The following is a 17,474-nucleotide window of genomic DNA, read 5'->3' as shown; positions in this document are numbered from 1 at the left end:
GGCGACCGGGGCGGACGTTCACCTCTCCCGGATCAGGCCGCCTGCGACGGCACGCCGCCCAGGGTCACCTTGTCACGCCGGCCGGTGGCCGGATCGGTCCGGTGCATGGACAGACTGCGCCCCGCGAACGGCCCGGTCAGCAGATCGCCCAGCATGGCCTCGGCCAGGCCGTTGCCGGGCTGGGCGAAGGGGGTGATGAACTCGATCAGCCACAGGCGATCGCCGCTGTTCCAGTCGTCCAGTTCCAGCCGCTCGCCGGCTTCCAGCTTGCGCTCGGCCTCCTCTGACAAATTGGCCCAGATTGCAACTCCAAGCGGCAACTGTTCCAGCGCCTGCTGGGTCACCCCGGCGAAGGCCGCACCGGCCTCCTGCATGCCCGGCAACGGCGGCAGGGTGCCGAAACGGAACACCCGGAACTGCTCCTTCAGCAGCGGCGGCATGAATGACCATTCGAGGTCCTTCAACTGCATCTCACGGTGCAGCGGCGACTGTGAAAGCAGCCAGACGATCTGGCCGAGGGCCTCGGCAACGGTACGCGGCGCCCCGTCGGTGGTGGTGGTGGCGGTGGCGGTCGTGGACGTGATCATGAACGGGAAATCCTGTAGTCGGGAATGGCGGTCAACAGTTCCATGGTGGCCGGATCGCGCGCCGCTGTGCTGATGCCCTGGGCATAGGGCTGGGCGTCGAACGTGGACATCGCTTCGATCATCTGGAACCGCTTCTTCTGTGCCAGCGCCAGATTGTCATGCAAGGCTGAGCGCTGTGATGCCTGGCCGGAGGGAATGCTTTCGTCGATGGGAGCACGATGTTCCGAACGAGTCGATTGCTGCATCCGCTCGACGGCTGTGGGCTCAACGCCACCGAAACGATCCCCCGGTTCCGTCACTGCTTGCGCCACCGGGGCCTGCGGCAGGTCAGCTGCAGGCGCGAAGCGTGGATCGCCGCCTCGACGGTTGACCCGGCCGGAGGCGGCATCACCGCTGCCCAGGTCGCGTCCGCCCTTGCCGGCGCCAGCATTCAGATTCAGGCCGTCACCGTTGCCCTCCTCATCGCGCTGGCCGAAAGCGAAGAACATGTCCGACAGGGCCGCCTGGGTGCCATCGATACGGGTGTACTGACCGTTGGCATAGGTGGTGTTGTCCACCGATGTACCCGGCATCTGCCCGGTACGGCGCGCATCGAGGTTGATCGACGCCACGCCGGCCTGCTGCAACGTCAACAGCTCACCCGCCTGGCTGATGCCATCGCGGTTGGCGTCACGCCAGACCTGGAACTCTCCGAAGCGGGCGTCATTGGCATCCAGACGCCGATCACCATTGCTGTCATAGGCAGCCAGACCTTCGAGGTCGGAATGGGCCCCCTCCAGATCCATCGTGAACGAGATTTCGGCGCCGGAATCAATCGTGCCGTTGCGGTTGCGGTCGAGCACCAGTAGACCGTCGTGCGGCCCGACCCAACCGGTCAGATCACGCACGCCATTACCGTCCATGTCAAAGCGCGTGGCGCTCTGCGCCCAGCCCACGGTCTCCACGCCGTCGCCATCCAAGTCAAGTACGACCGGACCGAGGCGCCCGCCCCATTGGTTGACGACAAACTTCAAAGGATCACTCCACTGCCCTGCAGAATCCACCGCCTGAACGACGATTTCATACCAGGTGTCGTAGTAGGTTTCCTGGTAGTAGCCCGCGCCGCTGCCTCGCGGATCGCCCCAGTTTCCAGATATCTCCGTTCGACGGCCGCCACGGCCCACGATGCGCGAATCGAAGATGTTGCTTCCGTAAGAAGTAAGGAAACCATCGCCCGAGATACCGCGCGTTGTAATACCTCCATCGAGCATTTCGGTTTCACCCGAGTAGGTATCCCAATACTGGCTGGAGATGCCAGTGAACTCCACTGCACTGGTGACATGCATGATGGCGTAGAAGTCCTCCTGGTCACTCGCTGAGAGCACCTGATAGAAATTCCCATCCTGCCAAGTCACGACCGTCGGCCGCTCATTGACGTTCTGCACATTGATCGTCACCCAGGTGCTGCTGGACAAGCCACCACGATCGGTGACCGTCACCTGTATCTGGTGGCTCTGCGCGGTTTCATAGTCCAGCTGCCCGTGCAGCGCGATCTGACCCGTGGTGGCGTTGATGCCGAACAGGTTGCTGGCACCACCTGTGATGGCAAACCGGTGGTCGCGGTTGTACCACTGGCTGTCGGGGTCGGACCAGTTGGTGAACTGGAACACGGTCTGGCCCGCGCCCGGCGCCGATTCGGCCAGCGTCAGACTCTGGCCCCAGGTCGTCGGTGCCTCGTTGACGTCTTCGATGCGTACCGTGATCTCGCGATTGCCCGACACCAGCGCACCATCCGTGGCACGGACCGTGACGTTGTAGTAAGCCTCCAGCTGGCCGTCGCCGTCGCCGTCGATCAGCTGCAGGTACGGTGCAACCGCTTCGAAATCGAAACTGCTGACGTTGTACTTGAGCTGGTTTCCGGAAATGACGAACCAGGCAAAGGGGTCGTTGATGATCTGATACGAGGGTACGGTCCCGTCCGGATCAGACGAGGACAGCGTGGCTACCACCTGCCCGGACACGCCGGTGTTCTCGGAGGTGAGCGCCACGTGCTGTACGACGTCCGGCGTTCGTGGTGCTTCGTTGACGTTGGACACGCCCACTTGGAACACCTGGTCGCGGGTCGCGCCGTGGGTGTCGGTCACCCTCACCGTGATTGCATGCGAAGTGGCGGCCTCGTAGTCCAGCAGCCCGCCATTGGCAACGCTCAGTACACCAGCCGCGGTGATGGCAAAGCGGCCGCCAGCGTTGTTGACCAGGGTGAAGGTCAGACCGTCGGTAACGTCCTGGTCCTGGCCGCTGAACCTGCCGACCTCGGTGCCGTTGCCCGAGTTCTCGGCAATGCTGAGCGAGCGGTCGGCAGTGATGCCATGAGGCGCGTCATTGACGTCCTCCAGGCGTACGGTAATGGTGCGCGCACCTGCCGAGGTCAATCCACCGGATACCGCCTTCACCGACACCGAGTACACCACTTCCTGGCGGCCATCGCTGTCAGCATCGCTCAGGGTCATGCCGGCGGCCTTCAGCGCCTCGAAATCCAGTACCAGGCCATCACGGAACTTCAGCTGGTTGCCGACCAGGGTGAACCAGCCGCGCGCGTCGCCCTCCAGCACATAGCTGTAGGTGCCATTGCCACCGCTGGAAGCCAAGTTGGCAATCACCACACCACCCAATGCTGCATTCTCCGCAGCAATCGCCACCGGCTGGCTGGAGACGGTCGGCGTGGCCGGGGCTTCATCGACGTTGGTCACCGCGACGGTGAAGGTCTTGTCGCGGGTCAACCCGCCCGAATCGGTCACCCGCACCACGATCTGGTGCGAGGTGTTGGCCTCGTAGTCGAGCAGGCTGGCATTGGCCACGGTCAGCACACCGGCTGCGGAAATCGCAAAGCGGCCGCCCGCGTTGTTGGTCAGGCTGAAGGTGAAGCCATCGTTGTCCGCATCGACGCGGGCGAAATTGCCGAGCACCGTGCCATTGGCCACCGGTGCATCCGCGGTTGACTCGACCGTACTCAACGCGCGGTCGACAGTGATGTCGGTCGGACGCGCATTGATGGTGACCGACAGCGTCTGCGTCTTGCCGCTGGTCTTGCCCGTCGCGGTCTCCTTGGCGATGGCAGTCACCGTCAGCGCCGCAGTGCCGGTCAGGTCGGCCGACCACGTGGCCGGACCGACCAGCGCCAGACCGGCCAGCTGCGCCGGCGTCAGCGACCACACGCCGTTGCCCAGGTTCGTGCCCTTGTTCAGGGTCAGCCCGGTCGGCAGGTTCGAGATGCGGATCTCCAGGGTCTCCGAACCATCGGCATCGGACAGCGCCGCCTGCACATCCAGCGTCAGCGTGCCACTATCAAGTGTCTTGCCGACCTGCACGGCACGGGTAATCACCGGCGCGTCCACTACCGGCGCCACATTCATGAAGAACACGCGCTCGGTCACCAGCCCACCGGCATCGGTTGCGATCAGCTTGATCGCAACGCGTCCGCTGGCGTTGCCCTTCGGCACCAGCGTCACCGTACGCTCGCCGTTGGCCCCCGCAGTGATCGTCGGAGTATTCATCCAGGCCACCACCGTCGTGAGGTCAGTGGCATCCACCGCCACGGCACGTACGGTGACCCCGGATGCCGGGGTCAGGTCATCACCGACGGTGAACTGCAGGGCGACCTGGCCATCCTCGTTGATCGACTGATCCGGCACGATGCTGATCGACGGCAAGCCGTTGCCATCCCAGTAGTGCCGCCACTGGTTCTCGAACGTGCCGTCGGCATGCAGTGCCTGATAGGCCGCGACCGTGGCCGGCCTGGTGCGACCGGCCATCAGCGCGACCAGTGCCTCCGCATTGATCGTGCTGCTGGCGTGCTCGCCGGCCAGGAAGAAATCAATCTTGTAGTTGGCGCGATCATTGGCATTGGTGGTCGTGTACCAGCCCTTGATCGTGGTCACCACGCTGGTGCCGATCACCGAGATCACCAGGTCATCGCCGGTTCGACTGAACCACAGATCATTGCGACTGATGTCGCGATAGCCGATGACGTCGATATCGTCGCCACTGGAGTCGTAGTTGCGGATTTCGTCGGCACCGGAGTTGCGGTCGATCAAGTAGACGTCGCTATCATCGCCACCAATCAGGATGTCGTTACCGGCGCCGCCATACAGGGTGTCATTGCCTGCCTGCGCATCGAGCAGGTCGTCACCATCACCGCCATACAGCGTGTCATTGCCAGCGCCGCCGTAGAGCTTGTCGTTGCCCGCGCCACCCTCGATGTAATCATCCCCCGCGCCACCAGTGATGACGTCGTCGAACCCACTGCCGATCAGGCGCTCGAACGCATCTTCCAGCACATCGCCGGCGGCCGCCCCGCCATGTGTTCCGGTAGCCAGGTTCAGCACGATGCCCGCAGTCGCCGAGGCGTAGGTCAGCGTATCGACACCGGCGCCTCCGGACAGGGTGTCGGCACCGACGCCGCCATCGAGGATATCGTCGCCATCGCCACCGCGCAGGATGTCGTTGCCGACGCCGCCGCGCAGCGTGTCATTTCCGATGCCCCCTTCCAGCAGGTCATTGCCGGCACCGCCATCGAGGATGTCATTGCCGGCGTCGCCGTACAGGCGGTCATCACCGTCTTCGCCATACAGGTTGTCATCGCCATCACCACCACGCAGTTCGTCGACGCCTGCGCCACCGTACAGCGTGTCGCGACCCAGCTCGCCCCACAGTTTGTCGTCGCCAGCCTCACCGCGCAGATTGTCATCGCCATCGCCGCCGTACAGGTCGTCGTTGCCACCGCCGCCGTTGATGATGTCGTTGCCGCCGAGCCCCTGGATCACGTCCCGGTTGGCCTGGCCGACCAGCGTTTCGCCAGCGGCAGTGCCGTACAGGTAGTCATCCCGGTTGACCACGGTGAAGACCAACTGCTTGCTGACGCTCAATCCGGCGCCGCCGCGATCGGTCGCGGTGACCGTCACGGTGACGTTGCCTCCCGCTTCATAGTCAACGATCGCACCGGCCTTAAGGCGCAGCTGGTTGCCGTTGATGATCTCGAAGCGGCTGTCGGACACGCTGAACACCATCGTGGCGAAATCACTGCCGGCGGTGGTGTCTGGATCGGTGGCCGACAGCGTGCCGAGCAGGATCGCCGGCAGCGCGGTTCCGGTGGGAACGCGATCGGTTTCGCTGAAGCTGGTGGTGGTGGCCGCGAACAGCACCGCCGTCGGCGCTTCGTTCTCATCTTCAATGGCATAGGTGAAGCTGAGCGTCGAGGCCGATGCCAGGCTGCCGTCGTACGCCCTCACGCTGGCGGTCAGCAGCACCTCCTTGATGCCATCGCCATCCAGATCGACCAGGGTCGCGCCCTGCGCGGCGGCCAGCGTCTCGAAGTCGATCGCAACGCCCGCACGCACACGCACCTGGTTGCCCACCACTTCCAGCAGGCCACCCGGGTTGGTCACCAGCTGCAGGGTCGGCGTGGTCTTGTCGGGGTCCCCGATCACGAAGGTGCCCACCACCGTACCGGCCCCGGTCTTCTCGCCGGCCAGTACGGCCGCAGTGTTCGGTGGCCGGGTCGGCGTGAACGGCGCCTCGTTGACGTTGCGGACGTCGATCTTGAAGTCCTTCTCGAACCACGCGCCGGCGCCGTCGGTCACGCGCACCCGGATGGTGTGCGCGGTGGCGGTCTCATAGTCCAGCTTGGTGCCATCACGAACGCTGAGCGTGCCATCGGCGGTGAGCTTGAAGCGGCCGCCGCCATCATTGATCAGGGTGAAGCTGGCCGTATCTTCCGCGCCGTCGCGATCGACATGGCCGAAGCGGCCCAGCGACAGGTTGTTGGCGGCGTTCTCGTCCACGGCCAGCGGACCGGGTGCGAGGATGTCGCTGGGCGCGTCGTTGACCGAGCGCACCTCCAGATCGACGATCTGGTCGGCGGTATTGCCGTCGGCATCGGTGACCCGGACCACGAAATGGTCATTGCCGTGGCGGTCCGCCGCCGGCGTGTAGACCCAGGCGCCGGTGGCCGCATTAAGCGTGACGGTCCCCATGCCGGGGGCGGTGATCACCGTGTACCCGGTGATGTTCCCGTCATGGTCGACGGCATTGACGCTGCCACTGAGCGGCACGTCCTCGTCGGTGGCCAGGTACTGCGTTTCGACCAGCGGTGCCGGCTTGCTCGAGTTCTGCCAGTAGCTGCCGAGCATGCCCTGCAAGCTGGAGGACATCCCAGCCGGCACGGACGCCGACTCTGCCGCCATTGCCGCAAGCAGCGGCTCGGCGTGGGCGAGGAACAGCGAGCCTGCACCGGTCGCGATCTCGGTGATCCGGCTGGCGCCGGTGTAGTAGCCCGCGATGGTGATCCGAGTGCTGCCTCCAATCACGCTGACCAGCAGATCGTTGCCCACCTTCTGCAGCCAGACCTCGTGGTTGGCCACGTTCTGCAGCACGATGCGATTGACGCCCAGTGCGTCTTCGATGCGGTCGTTGCCACCCTCCCGATCGAACAGGTAGGTGTCATTGCCATCCCCGCCCCGCAGCAGGTCGTTGCCGGCCTCACCGGCCAGGGTGTCGTTGCCGGTGCCGCCATCCAGCAGGTCGTCGCCTGCGCCGCCCACCAGGGTATCGTTGCCGGCCTCGCCATAGAGCTGATCGTCTCCGTCCTGGCCCCCCAGGGTGTCATTGCCTTCGCCGCCCCAAGCCTTGTCGTTGCCCACATCGCCGCTGATCTGGTCGTCGCCCAGCCCGCCGTAAAGCTCGTCGGCACCGGCGCCGCCGGCCAGCACATCGTTGCCCCCGCCACCTTCAAGCCGGTCATCGCCGGCATCACCGGACAACGCGTCGTTGCCGTCGCCGCCCATCAGGGTGTCATTGCCATCACCACCGATGAGCACGTCGTCGCCCCCCCGCCCATCCAGCCAGTCGTTGCCACCCAGCCCGATCAAGCGATTCGCGCGTGAATCACCACTGATCGTATCGGCGAAGCCGTCGCTGCCAACTACGTTCTCCAGCGTGCTGACGCCGTTGACTGCAACCAGAGTATCGCCATCGGCGTGCCCGCCCGACAGAGTACCCGCAGCCAGGTCCAGCACCAGCGACGCAGTGGAGGTCACGTATCGGACGGTATCGCCATAGGCTTCACCCGCCACCGCGGCCTGGCCGAGGCTGATGCGATCGCTGCCGCCGTCGAGGATGTCGGCACCGGCGCCGCCCTCCAGCGTGTCGTCGCCGTCGCCGCCCCGCAGCGTGTCATTGCCATCTCCACCCGCCAGCACGTCGTGACCTGCAAGACCCGTAAGCGTGTCCGCGCCATCGGACCCGAACAATACATCGTCACTCGCGCTACCGCCTTGGGAAAGCTGGCGGAACTGGCGCAGATCCAGCACCAGTCCGTCCTTCAACTGCATGAACTCGACGCGACGCTGGGCATTCGTATGATTGGCGAGCTTGATCGTACCGTTCTGTGCGGCGAAGACATCCACCTGGAGCGTCGTCCCGCTCAGCGCCAACCGAAGATTTGAGAGGCTGAGCCCTGCTCCCAGTACCAGCGTATCCTGGCCCCCGTCGGTGGCCTGGAACACTTCGCGCACGATCTGTTGCCCATTTGGCCCGTTTCGCCAGGTCGACGAACGGAACTGCCCCTGCGCCGATGGCCACGTGGTGGAGGCTGGCGCGTTCGCCACTGGGGCGTCAAACAGGAAGTCCACCTTGTCCACGCTCTGGTAGACAACGGTGCCGGATGCGATCTCCTTGACCGTCAACCGATACTGATGCTTGTTGCCCGCCGTTGTCTCGCCAAGGCCCAGATACTCCCAGGACGCCGTGTAGGCTGATCCAAACGTCCCTGAGCTGGACATCACCTCATCCAGATAGAAGGCGCCTTCATAGATGACATCACTACCATCGCCGACGTTGTACTCATAGGCATCGTCGCCCTCACCGCCGTACAGCGCATCCGCGCCACCACCACCGCGCAGCACGTCCGCGCCGATGCTGCCGCCGAGGCGATCGGCACCGGCACTGCCTTCAATACCCTCGATGCTGCTGTAGACATCTCCCTTGGCGTCGCCGGTATTGGCGAACGTGCCTTCCAGGTAGACGCGCACCGCCGCACTGCCCGCGTAGGACGCGATGTCCACGCCACCGCCGCCGAACAAGGTGTCCGCGCCGGCACCGCCATGCAGCAGATCATCGCCCTGGCCACCGTACAGGATGTCGTCACCCGCACCGCCACGCAGCGTATCGTCGCCTTCGTTGCCCATCAGCAGGTCATTGCCCGCGCCGCCGTCGATGACGTCATCGCCACCGTTGCCGGTCAACCAGTCCTTGCCAGCCGTTCCGGTAATCGTGTCATTGCCATCGCCGCCCCCCAGCAGGGTCATGTCGGTGAGCGCATGGCGGCCAGTCGCGGCAAACACCATGTTCTCGATCGATCCACCCAGCGCGTACCAGTCCTTGATCGTGATCCGGTCACTGGACGCCGAGAGGCGCTCCTTCTCGCCATCGCGGCCGATCACCAGGCGCAGGTCATTGCCATCGCGCTGCAACATAACATCCTGGATATCGATGCCAACGCCAAATTCCAGCGAATCAACACCCGCGTTGCGCGCAATCAGGCCATTGAGCGCGCCCTTGTGCCGGCGCAGCACCTGCGCCTCATCATTCCAGTCGTTGTGGCTGATCCAGGTGGAACCATCGAAGTAGACCACGCCGTCCTTGCTGACGGTGCCATCGGCATTGCGCACATAGCCGTTGACGTAGGCGCCCTTTTTCCAGACCAGATCCCAGTTGTCGACATAGTCGTCCATGACGATGTCATCGCCATCGCCACGCTGGTAGCGGAAGACATCATCGCCTTCGCCGCCCACCACTTCGTCGTTGCCACGGCCGCCGACCACCAGGTCCGAACCCGTACCGCCATACACCCGGTCATTGCCATCATCGCCAAACACTGTGTCATTGCCCGCTCCGCCCAGCACCTGGTCATTGCCGGAGCCGCCCATCACCCAGTCCTGGTCGCCATCGCCGGCAACGAAGTCGTCACCCGAGCCACCATTGCCGAAGTCATTGCCGGCCAGGCCGCGGATCTCGTCATTGCCGGCGCCGCCATACAGGAAGTCCGCGCCGTAGGTGCCCAGGATCACATCCGAGCCACCCGTGCCGATGATGTACGAGGTCATGTCGCCGATACGGATGTCCTCGCCATCGGCAAAACGCAGCCACTCCACGCGATGCGAGGATTCGAACCAATCCTTGATGGTCAGCTCATCGCCGGTCAGGGTCGCGTTGCCGGCGGCGTCATAGCTGACCAGGGCAATGATCAGGTCGTTGCCGGCACCGCTGGCCGAGGAGCGACGCATCTGGATGTTCTGCAGCGACAGGCCGGTGCCGAACACGATCGCATCCTCACCGCCCTTCACCGAACCGTTGACCTCGTACTCGCCACCACCGGCCCAGTTGCGCGCCAGCTGTCCATTGGCGATCTTGGCGAGGCGGTCATTCAAGCTGTCGCCACTGCCGCGGATGGCCCCCGCCCCCTCTTCGTCGTAGACCACATCGCGGCCGTCACCGAGCCGGAACAGGTACTGGTCCGCGCCGCCCCCACCGAACAGGCGCGCTTCGCCATTGGCACCCCGATCATCGCCGGCGCCACCGGCGATGATGTCGCCGCCCTCGCCACCCACCAGCAGATCGTTGCCGGCGCCGCCTTCCAGCCAGTCCGAACCGGTGCCGCCATACAGGCGATCGTCGCCGGCACCGCCGTCGAGGTAGTTGCCGTTGCCACCACGCGCGGCGATCGCCAGCGCCTGTGCGCTGGCATCACCGATGGCGAAGTTCACATTGGTGACATTGCCGGCGAACAGCACGTCGTTGCCGTCACCGCCAAGCAGCCAGTCATCGAGCAGGCCCCCCACCAGGGTGTCGTTGCCGCTGCCGCCGAGCAGATCGTTGCCGAGGTCTCCGCCGCGGACCAGATCGTCGCCAGCACCGGCATCAATGACCGCAGCGATGCCAATGCGATGGGTGGCCGGGGCGGCCTTGCCATTGATCAGCAGGCCGGTGGTGCTGGACAGCGTGGCACCATTGACGATGATGCTGTCGTTGCCGATGCCACCGAGAATGCGATCCTTATCCGCGGTGACGATGGTGTCGCTGATCGAGAAGAGCTCTTCGTCGCTGCCGCCAGTCAGGACGAACTTTCTGCCATCAATGGCATTGTATCGCGCACTGACGTTCGCGGCGTTCAAGCCACGCCCGTCCAGCTCACCGTCAGGAAGCTGGTCCATCCACGCTGCAAATCCCCCTGTCCAATCGGTCGATGCGCGCTTGTTGAGGCCCAATTCGATCGCACGCGCAAGCGTGATCGCCCATTGAGCTGCCAACCCGCTGTCTGGCGCACCGGCGATGAGCGAATTGACCTGGAAAGGATCCATTACATACTGACCATAATCAGCAGCCATGGCCAAGTCGCCAATCATTGACGTCACATTGAAACCGCGAGGCGAAGGCAACATGCCCAGATGTTGGACGATGGCCCGCTTGATATAGATGTTTCCGCCAACCATCTTGTCCGCCATCCCCGCCAGAGCCAGCGCAGAGCCGTGACCGATAAGCTCCTCAGCCGTCGCAAACCCGACGGGCGTTGCAGACCAGTATCGATAGTCCTTTCCGTAGGTACCGTAGGTACCGCCATCGATGCTGGCCCCCGAAGCCACACGGCTTCCCGACATCTTCAGCACCGCGTTGAGGTTGTCCGCTACGGCATTGGCAAGAACCCTCGCCCCAGCCTTGGAGCCACCCGATCGGGAACGAATGCCGGTGACCACGAAGCCGTCCGATGCCTCTTCCCAGCTGACCGACGCCCACGAACGCGGCTTGCCACTTGAGAAGAACGAGCCAACGAGCCCGCCCAGGATGTAGCCCACCAGCGCACCGATTGCCGCTCCGATTGCGCCATACGCGGCACCTCCGACCTTGCTACCTGCTGCAGCCCAGGTGGTCGCAACGGACGCACCGACATAGGCGCCGATCGCCGAACCAACCTGTGCACCGATTTGCCCTCCGACCGTATCGAACTTGACCAAACTAGCGCCCAGCCGTGCGCCAACGTAGCCACCGACTGCGTTGAATATCTGCGTTGCACCCAGACCTTCGAACACGCTGATCTTGGCACCATCGGCGATCAGGTTCGCATTCTGGATAACTTGACTCAGTGCTGCACCAGCAGCGGTCTGTGCAATTTCACCGAGCGTCCCTTCGATACCCAGTGTCCTGAACAGCTCTGCGGTCAGGTAGGAAGAGACAGCTCCAGCCCCTGCGCTCCTGAGATTGGCCTGAAACTCCTCAGGAAGATCGGCAAGAATGCTGCTGAAGTCCCCACTGGACAGCCGAACCCCGAGGCCCCTGGCCGAGATCGCCTCGGCGAAGTTCTCTCCGATGGTCGACAGCGTTGCCGAGGAAATGACCTGCCATGCCGGGTCATTCAACTTCAGGGCAGAAGAGATTGCGCCACCAATCACCCCACCAAGCGCACCCGCCTGGGCAATCTGCTGCAGGCGCGTACGATCGAAGAAGGCATTCCATTGGTCCGGATCAAATCGCGGCCCCGTCGTGGTTCCGCTGCGCTGGAAGCCGTTGTTCGGGCCACCACCAAGGTCGGTATAGAAGAAGATATCTCCTTTGCCTTGGAATGTCAGACCCGCGACCTCCAGCGCTGCCTCTGTCGTTCCCAGAGCGGCAAGATTGATCTGTACCAGTGCCCTGTCGGGATCCCCGTACTGGTTGTTGTAGCGCTCCATGCGCACAATCAGGCTGACGCCGTAGGACAAGTAGTAATCGGTGTAGGAAGACTTTCCTTGAGGCCCCAGGCTTCCCTTGCTGCCATCAAAGTAGCACTTTGCGAATGCTTCAACGGATTGATCTGAAACATTTGCAGTGAGATCGGCATTCAGCACGATTCCGGCAGCCATCTGATAGACGCCATTGACCTCGATGACGCATCGCGGATTAACTTGGGCCATCCTCTCCAGAACTGCGGCTCGGTCTAGAGGACGGCCTCCACTGTCTGCGATCATCTTGGAAATGTTGGCGTTCCAGCCTCCGATAGCTGCGACAGCCTCATTCCTTCGTGCGGCAGCAAGGAAATTCTGGAGGACCGCGGTGTAATTGCGAGTCTCTGTTCTCTCAAACGCCAGCTTCTCTACTTCTTCACTCAGCACATTCAAGGCAAAGTCGTAGCCTTTATAGTGCGCATGCGCGATCTCGTGCCCCAAGGTATCGCGGAGCTGGTCCATGAACTCCGTGGTCGCGTTGCCCACGACGGCATCCCGGCCTATCGCGAGCACTCCCTCGTCCGACATATGAGCTCTTTCGGTCGCCGATCTAGGCAGCAACTCAATCGTTTTCAACTTGCCCTCGGCAATAGCCGATTCGAAGCGCTTGACCAAGCTTGGTGACGAGGAAATTGCCTGACGTAGCCTCTGCGCTGCGGTACGCGTATCCGCATTTCGCGATGCGAACTGGTCCAGCAAGGTGTTCAACCTGATGCTAAGTTCAGACATTGTCATGCTCCGGCGGGGCTATGGTCAGGGTATCTACACACTGTTCAGGCAGCGCGGCATTGATGGCCGCGTCGAACGTCGTGATATGGACAGAGACGGAACCCCGAGAGTAGGTTCGGGTATCCGGGCTGAGCGGCGCGGCGTTCCTTCCTCCATGGAATCCCGCAGCCAGCATTGAAGACGTCATTGCGTCAGCCTTGAACGTGCATGGCCGTTCAAGATCGTTGAATCGGCGGGACGCCAATGCGTCGAATTTCACCGCGCGACCTTCCCGCCTGTACTCCACCTTGATTGCGGCGGACCACCCTTCACGTGTCAGCAGCCTCGACTGAATCGTTCTCGAGTTGACATCCAGAGATGACAGATGTACACCGAATCTTCGCTCGACATCCGAGCGTTCGACGCCACGCCAACTACCGTGGCGCGGTTGCTCCAGGACCAATGCGATAAGCATCTTCTCCAGCTCGGATGCTGCCCAGACGTGACGCTCCCGCGCGTTTGCCGGGGATGCCGCAGTGAGGCAAAGGACTGAAGCGCCCAGGATTTGCCAGAACGGCATTCTCCTCATCGCTCCCTCCCCGCTTCCTGCACGCGCCTGGACAGCGGCGACAACAGGTATTCAATGATGCGGCGATCACCGGTCTTGATTTCCGCCGTTGCGGCCAGGCCCGGCGCCAGCGCGCGGCGCCGGCCATCCACTTCGATCCAGGGCCGCAGCAGGCGCACGCGCGCCGGATAGCGCAACCCTTCCTTCTCGGTCTGCACCGCATCACGGCCCACAGTCTCGACCACGCCATCCACCACACCGTAGCGGGTGAACGGATAGGCCTCCAGCTTCACCTCCACCGGCTGCCCGTCGCGGACGAAGCCGGCATCGCGATTGGGCAGCATCGCATCGACCACCAGCTCGCCGTCATGCGGCACCAGCACCATGAGCGCGTCAGCCGGCTTCACCACGCCGCCGATGGTGTGCACCTGTAGTTGCTGCACGACGCCATTCACGGGTGCGCGCAATACCGTGTGCCCAGCCTTGTCATGGGCCTTCTTCAATTCTTCGCCTCGCAACGCGCGTGCCGCTTCCGCCTCAGTCAGGGCGTCCAGTGCTTCACGTGCGAACTCGCTGCGGCTCTTGCTCATCTGCTGGCTGGCCGCCAGCTGCGCAGCGGTCGCTTTACGCTGCTCTTCGCGACGGATCGCCAGGTCCTGGCGCATGCCGACAACACGCTCCTTTACTTCGGCCACCTGCAGTCGCGGCACATAGTTGTCGCGGCTCAGCTCCTCCAGCTTGTTCAACTGGTCGGTAGCCAGCGGCAGCTGCTCTTCCAGCTTGGCGATCTCGGCCAGGATCATGCCGTGCTCGCCATCGCGCTGGCTGCGCTCCTGCTGCAAGCCACCCACAGTGGAATCGAACTCGCGCTGCTTGGCGGCCACCAGTGCCTGCTGGATGGCAATGATGCTGTCAGGTGCTCCCTCCGGTGCGATGAAGCGACCGGCCCGACCGGCAACGTGGTCAACCACGGCCTGCGCCCGTGCCACATCGATCTGCGCGGTCAGCAACGCCTGGCGCGCCTGCTCGACTTCGGCATGGCTGACCGTCGGGTCCAGTTCGAGCAGCGGCGTGCCGGCCTTCACCGACTGCCCTTCAACCACGTGGATCGCACCGACCACACCCTGGTCCGCAGCCTGGATCACCTTCACGTTGCCGCGCGGAATCACCTTGCCTTCGGCCACCGCGACCATGTCCAGGCGGCCAAGGCACGACCAGGCCAATGCGATGGCGAGAAAGGCGATCAGCAGCCAGAGAACGGTGCGGCCGATCGGGTTCGGGGGCTTTTCCAGGATCTCCAGCGCCGCCGGCAGGAAGTCCGGCGCCGCCGAGTCGCGTTGGTCCGGCTGCGCACGCTCCGCGCGCAGGCTCTCGCGCAGGATGCCCAGGTGATGCCTCAGTCCCTTCAACATGCGTGCTGTCCTTGGCTGGGCCCGCGGTGGTCAGTTCAGCGGGGCCGCCACGGCGGGCAGGCCCATCTGTTTGGTGTAGAGCAGTGAGTAACGGCCTCCCGCGCGGAGCAGATCCTCGTGCGTGCCGGTCTCGGTGATGCGGCCACGTTCGAGGGTCACGATGCGGTTGGCCTGGCGTACCGCCGAAAGACGATGCGCGATGATGATCACGGTGCGGCCAGCGGACATCCGCTTGAGGTTGTCCTGGATGACTTCCTCGCTCTCCGCATCCAGCGCCGAGGTCGCTTCGTCGAAGATGAGGATCTTCGGGTCGATGGCCAGCGCGCGAGCGATCGCCAGGCGCTGACGCTGCCCGCCGGAGAGGTTGCCGCCGCGCTCGTCGATGCGCGTGTCGTAGGCCTCGGGCAACTCCAGGATGAAGTCGTGCGCCCCCGCCAGCTTGGCCACCTCCACCACCCGGCTCATCGGCATCGCCGGGTCGGCCATGGCGATGTTCTCGCGCACGCTGCGGTTGAACAGCAGGTTTTCCTGCAGCACCACACCCACCTGTCGCCGCAGCCACGCCGGATCCACCATGGACAGATCGACACCATCCACCAGCACACGGCCGCGCTCCGGGGTGTGCAGGCGCTGGATCAGCTTGGTCAGGGTCGACTTGCCGGATCCCGAGGGCCCGACCACGCCGAGGATCTCACCCGGAGCAATCTCCAGACTGACCGACGACAACACTTCCTGCCCCTCAGGCCGATAGCGGAACGACACGTGCTCCAGCGCGATGCGGCCATCCACTGCCGGCAGGCTGGCACGCGAGGGTGAGCTGGCCGGTTCGGTAGGGGAGTTGAGGATGTCGCCCAGCCGCTCCACGGCAATGCGCGCCTGCTGGAAGTCCTGCGCCAACTGCGCCAGGCGCAGCACCGGCCCGGCAACCTGCCCGGCAAGCATGTTGAACGCCACCAGTTCGCCCACGGTCAGCTTGCCGTCAATCACCAGCCGCGCGCCGAAGAACAGGAGTGCCACGGTGGCCAGCTTGTGGATCAGCTGCACCGCCTGCGAGCCCCAGTTGGCCAGCATGCTGGCGCGGAAGCTGGCCTGGATGTAACCCGCCAGCTGCTTGTCCCAGCGGTTCTGCGCCTGCGGCTCGACCGCCAGCGCCTTGATGGTCTCCACACCGGTCACTGCTTCGACCAGGAACGACTGGTTTTCGGCACCGCGCACGAACTTTTCATCCAGGCGGCGCCGCAGCATCGGCCCGACCACCATGACCACCACCGCGTACAGAGGCAGCGTGATCAGTACGATCAGCAGCAATGCAGGGCTGTACAGCCACATCACGGCCAGGAACACGATGGCGAAGAACAGGTCCAGCACGACCGTCTGCGCCGAAGAGGTGAGGAACTCGCGGATGGTTTCCAGTTCGCGCACGCGCGCCACCGAATCGCCCACCCGACGCGCCTGGAAATAGGCCAATGGCAGATGCGTGAGGTGGGAGAAGAGCTTCGAGCCAAGTTCGGCATCAACGCGGCTGGTGGTGTGCGAAAACAGGTAGGTGCGCAGTCCGCCCATCAGCACTTCGAACACCGAAACCACCAGCAGGCCGAGGGCAAGCACTTCCAGCGTGGTGATGCCTTTGTGCACCAGTACCTTGTCGATCACCACCTGGAAGAACAGCGGCGTGATCAGTGCCATCAACTGCAGGAAGAACGAGGCTACCAACACGTCACGCAGCAGGCGGCGATACTTCACCAGGGCAGGAATGAACCAACCGACATCGAAGCGCCTCACGGCGCCGGCCACGCTTTCACGCGTGGTCATCAGCAACAGGCGGCCATCGAACTCCTGCGAGAACTCGCCAAGGGACAGCGTGACCGGGCGTCCGTCGGCCGCCGCGTCGAAGCACAACACGTTCTCGGCGTCAGCCTTGAGCACGAGCGTATAGCGCCCGTCGGCCAGGCAGGCGATGGCGGGCAGCGGATGGTCGCGCAGCGCGGTTACCCGCGCCTGTACCACGCGTGCTTTGACGTCCATCCGCTTGGCCAGGCGCAACAGATCCTGTGTATCGATACGGCCTTCGGGGTGGCCCAGCTGGTGCCGGAGCTGGTCGGGGTCGGCAGGCCGATCCAGAAACCCCAACAGGGCGACGAAGCACGCCAGCGCGCCTCCATCGTCCACGCACAGTGACTCCTGCAGATCGATCCCTGATCCGTTACTGCCCACGTCAACTGCCTTGTTGTCCCCTGGTGCGCGGACTCTAGGGCCATGCCATGGCAGCTGTCCATCTGCTGAATGCGCTTTTGTGCAAATCAGGTCAAAGTGACAAATTGGTCACATTTTTCAACATCAATCCCGTTCATCCAGACAGGAGCGCACCTGCGAGCGGAGGGCCAGCCTCATGGCATCATGATCGCTG

Annotated in this window: 5 protein-coding genes; all 5 read right to left on the bottom strand. The window is 63.8% G+C overall.

The window, feature by feature from the left end; genetic code table 11:
• Window positions 1–32: 32 nt before the first annotated feature.
• From ACZK3W_RS05490 to ACZK3W_RS05470, 5 genes are read right to left on the bottom strand one after another with little or no spacing between them, the layout of a single operon-like run.
• A complete protein-coding gene (locus ACZK3W_RS05490) occupies window positions 33–587 on the bottom strand; it encodes a toxin-activating lysine-acyltransferase (protein ID WP_132809494.1) in 555 nt (184 codons plus the stop codon).
• Entirely contained in the window at window positions 584–13,108 is a 12,525-nt protein-coding gene (locus ACZK3W_RS05485) for a cadherin domain-containing protein (protein ID WP_478450550.1), read from the bottom strand. Before ACZK3W_RS05485 ends, ACZK3W_RS05490 begins: the two co-directional genes overlap by 4 nt.
• Window positions 13,101–13,667: a hypothetical protein gene (locus ACZK3W_RS05480; protein WP_125893701.1), complete on the bottom strand. Its 567-nt coding sequence runs from the start codon at window positions 13,665–13,667 to the stop codon at window positions 13,101–13,103. The genes ACZK3W_RS05485 and ACZK3W_RS05480 overlap by 8 nt, the downstream gene beginning before the upstream one ends.
• A 5-nt stretch (window positions 13,668–13,672) precedes the next feature.
• Window positions 13,673–15,067 (bottom strand): HlyD family type I secretion periplasmic adaptor subunit, encoded by a 1,395-nt coding sequence (locus tag ACZK3W_RS05475; RefSeq protein ID WP_478450549.1) that lies wholly within the window; start codon window positions 15,065–15,067, stop codon window positions 13,673–13,675.
• Window positions 15,068–15,097: 30 nt separating this feature from the next.
• Window positions 15,098–17,236: a type I secretion system permease/ATPase gene (locus ACZK3W_RS05470; protein ID WP_235202901.1), complete on the bottom strand. Its 2,139-nt coding sequence runs from the start codon at window positions 17,234–17,236 to the stop codon at window positions 15,098–15,100.
• Window positions 17,237–17,474: the final 238 nt, after the last annotated feature.

Source organism: Stenotrophomonas sp. 80084_Sma (assembly GCF_056481995.1).
This window is presented reverse-complemented; position numbering and strand designations above follow the sequence as displayed.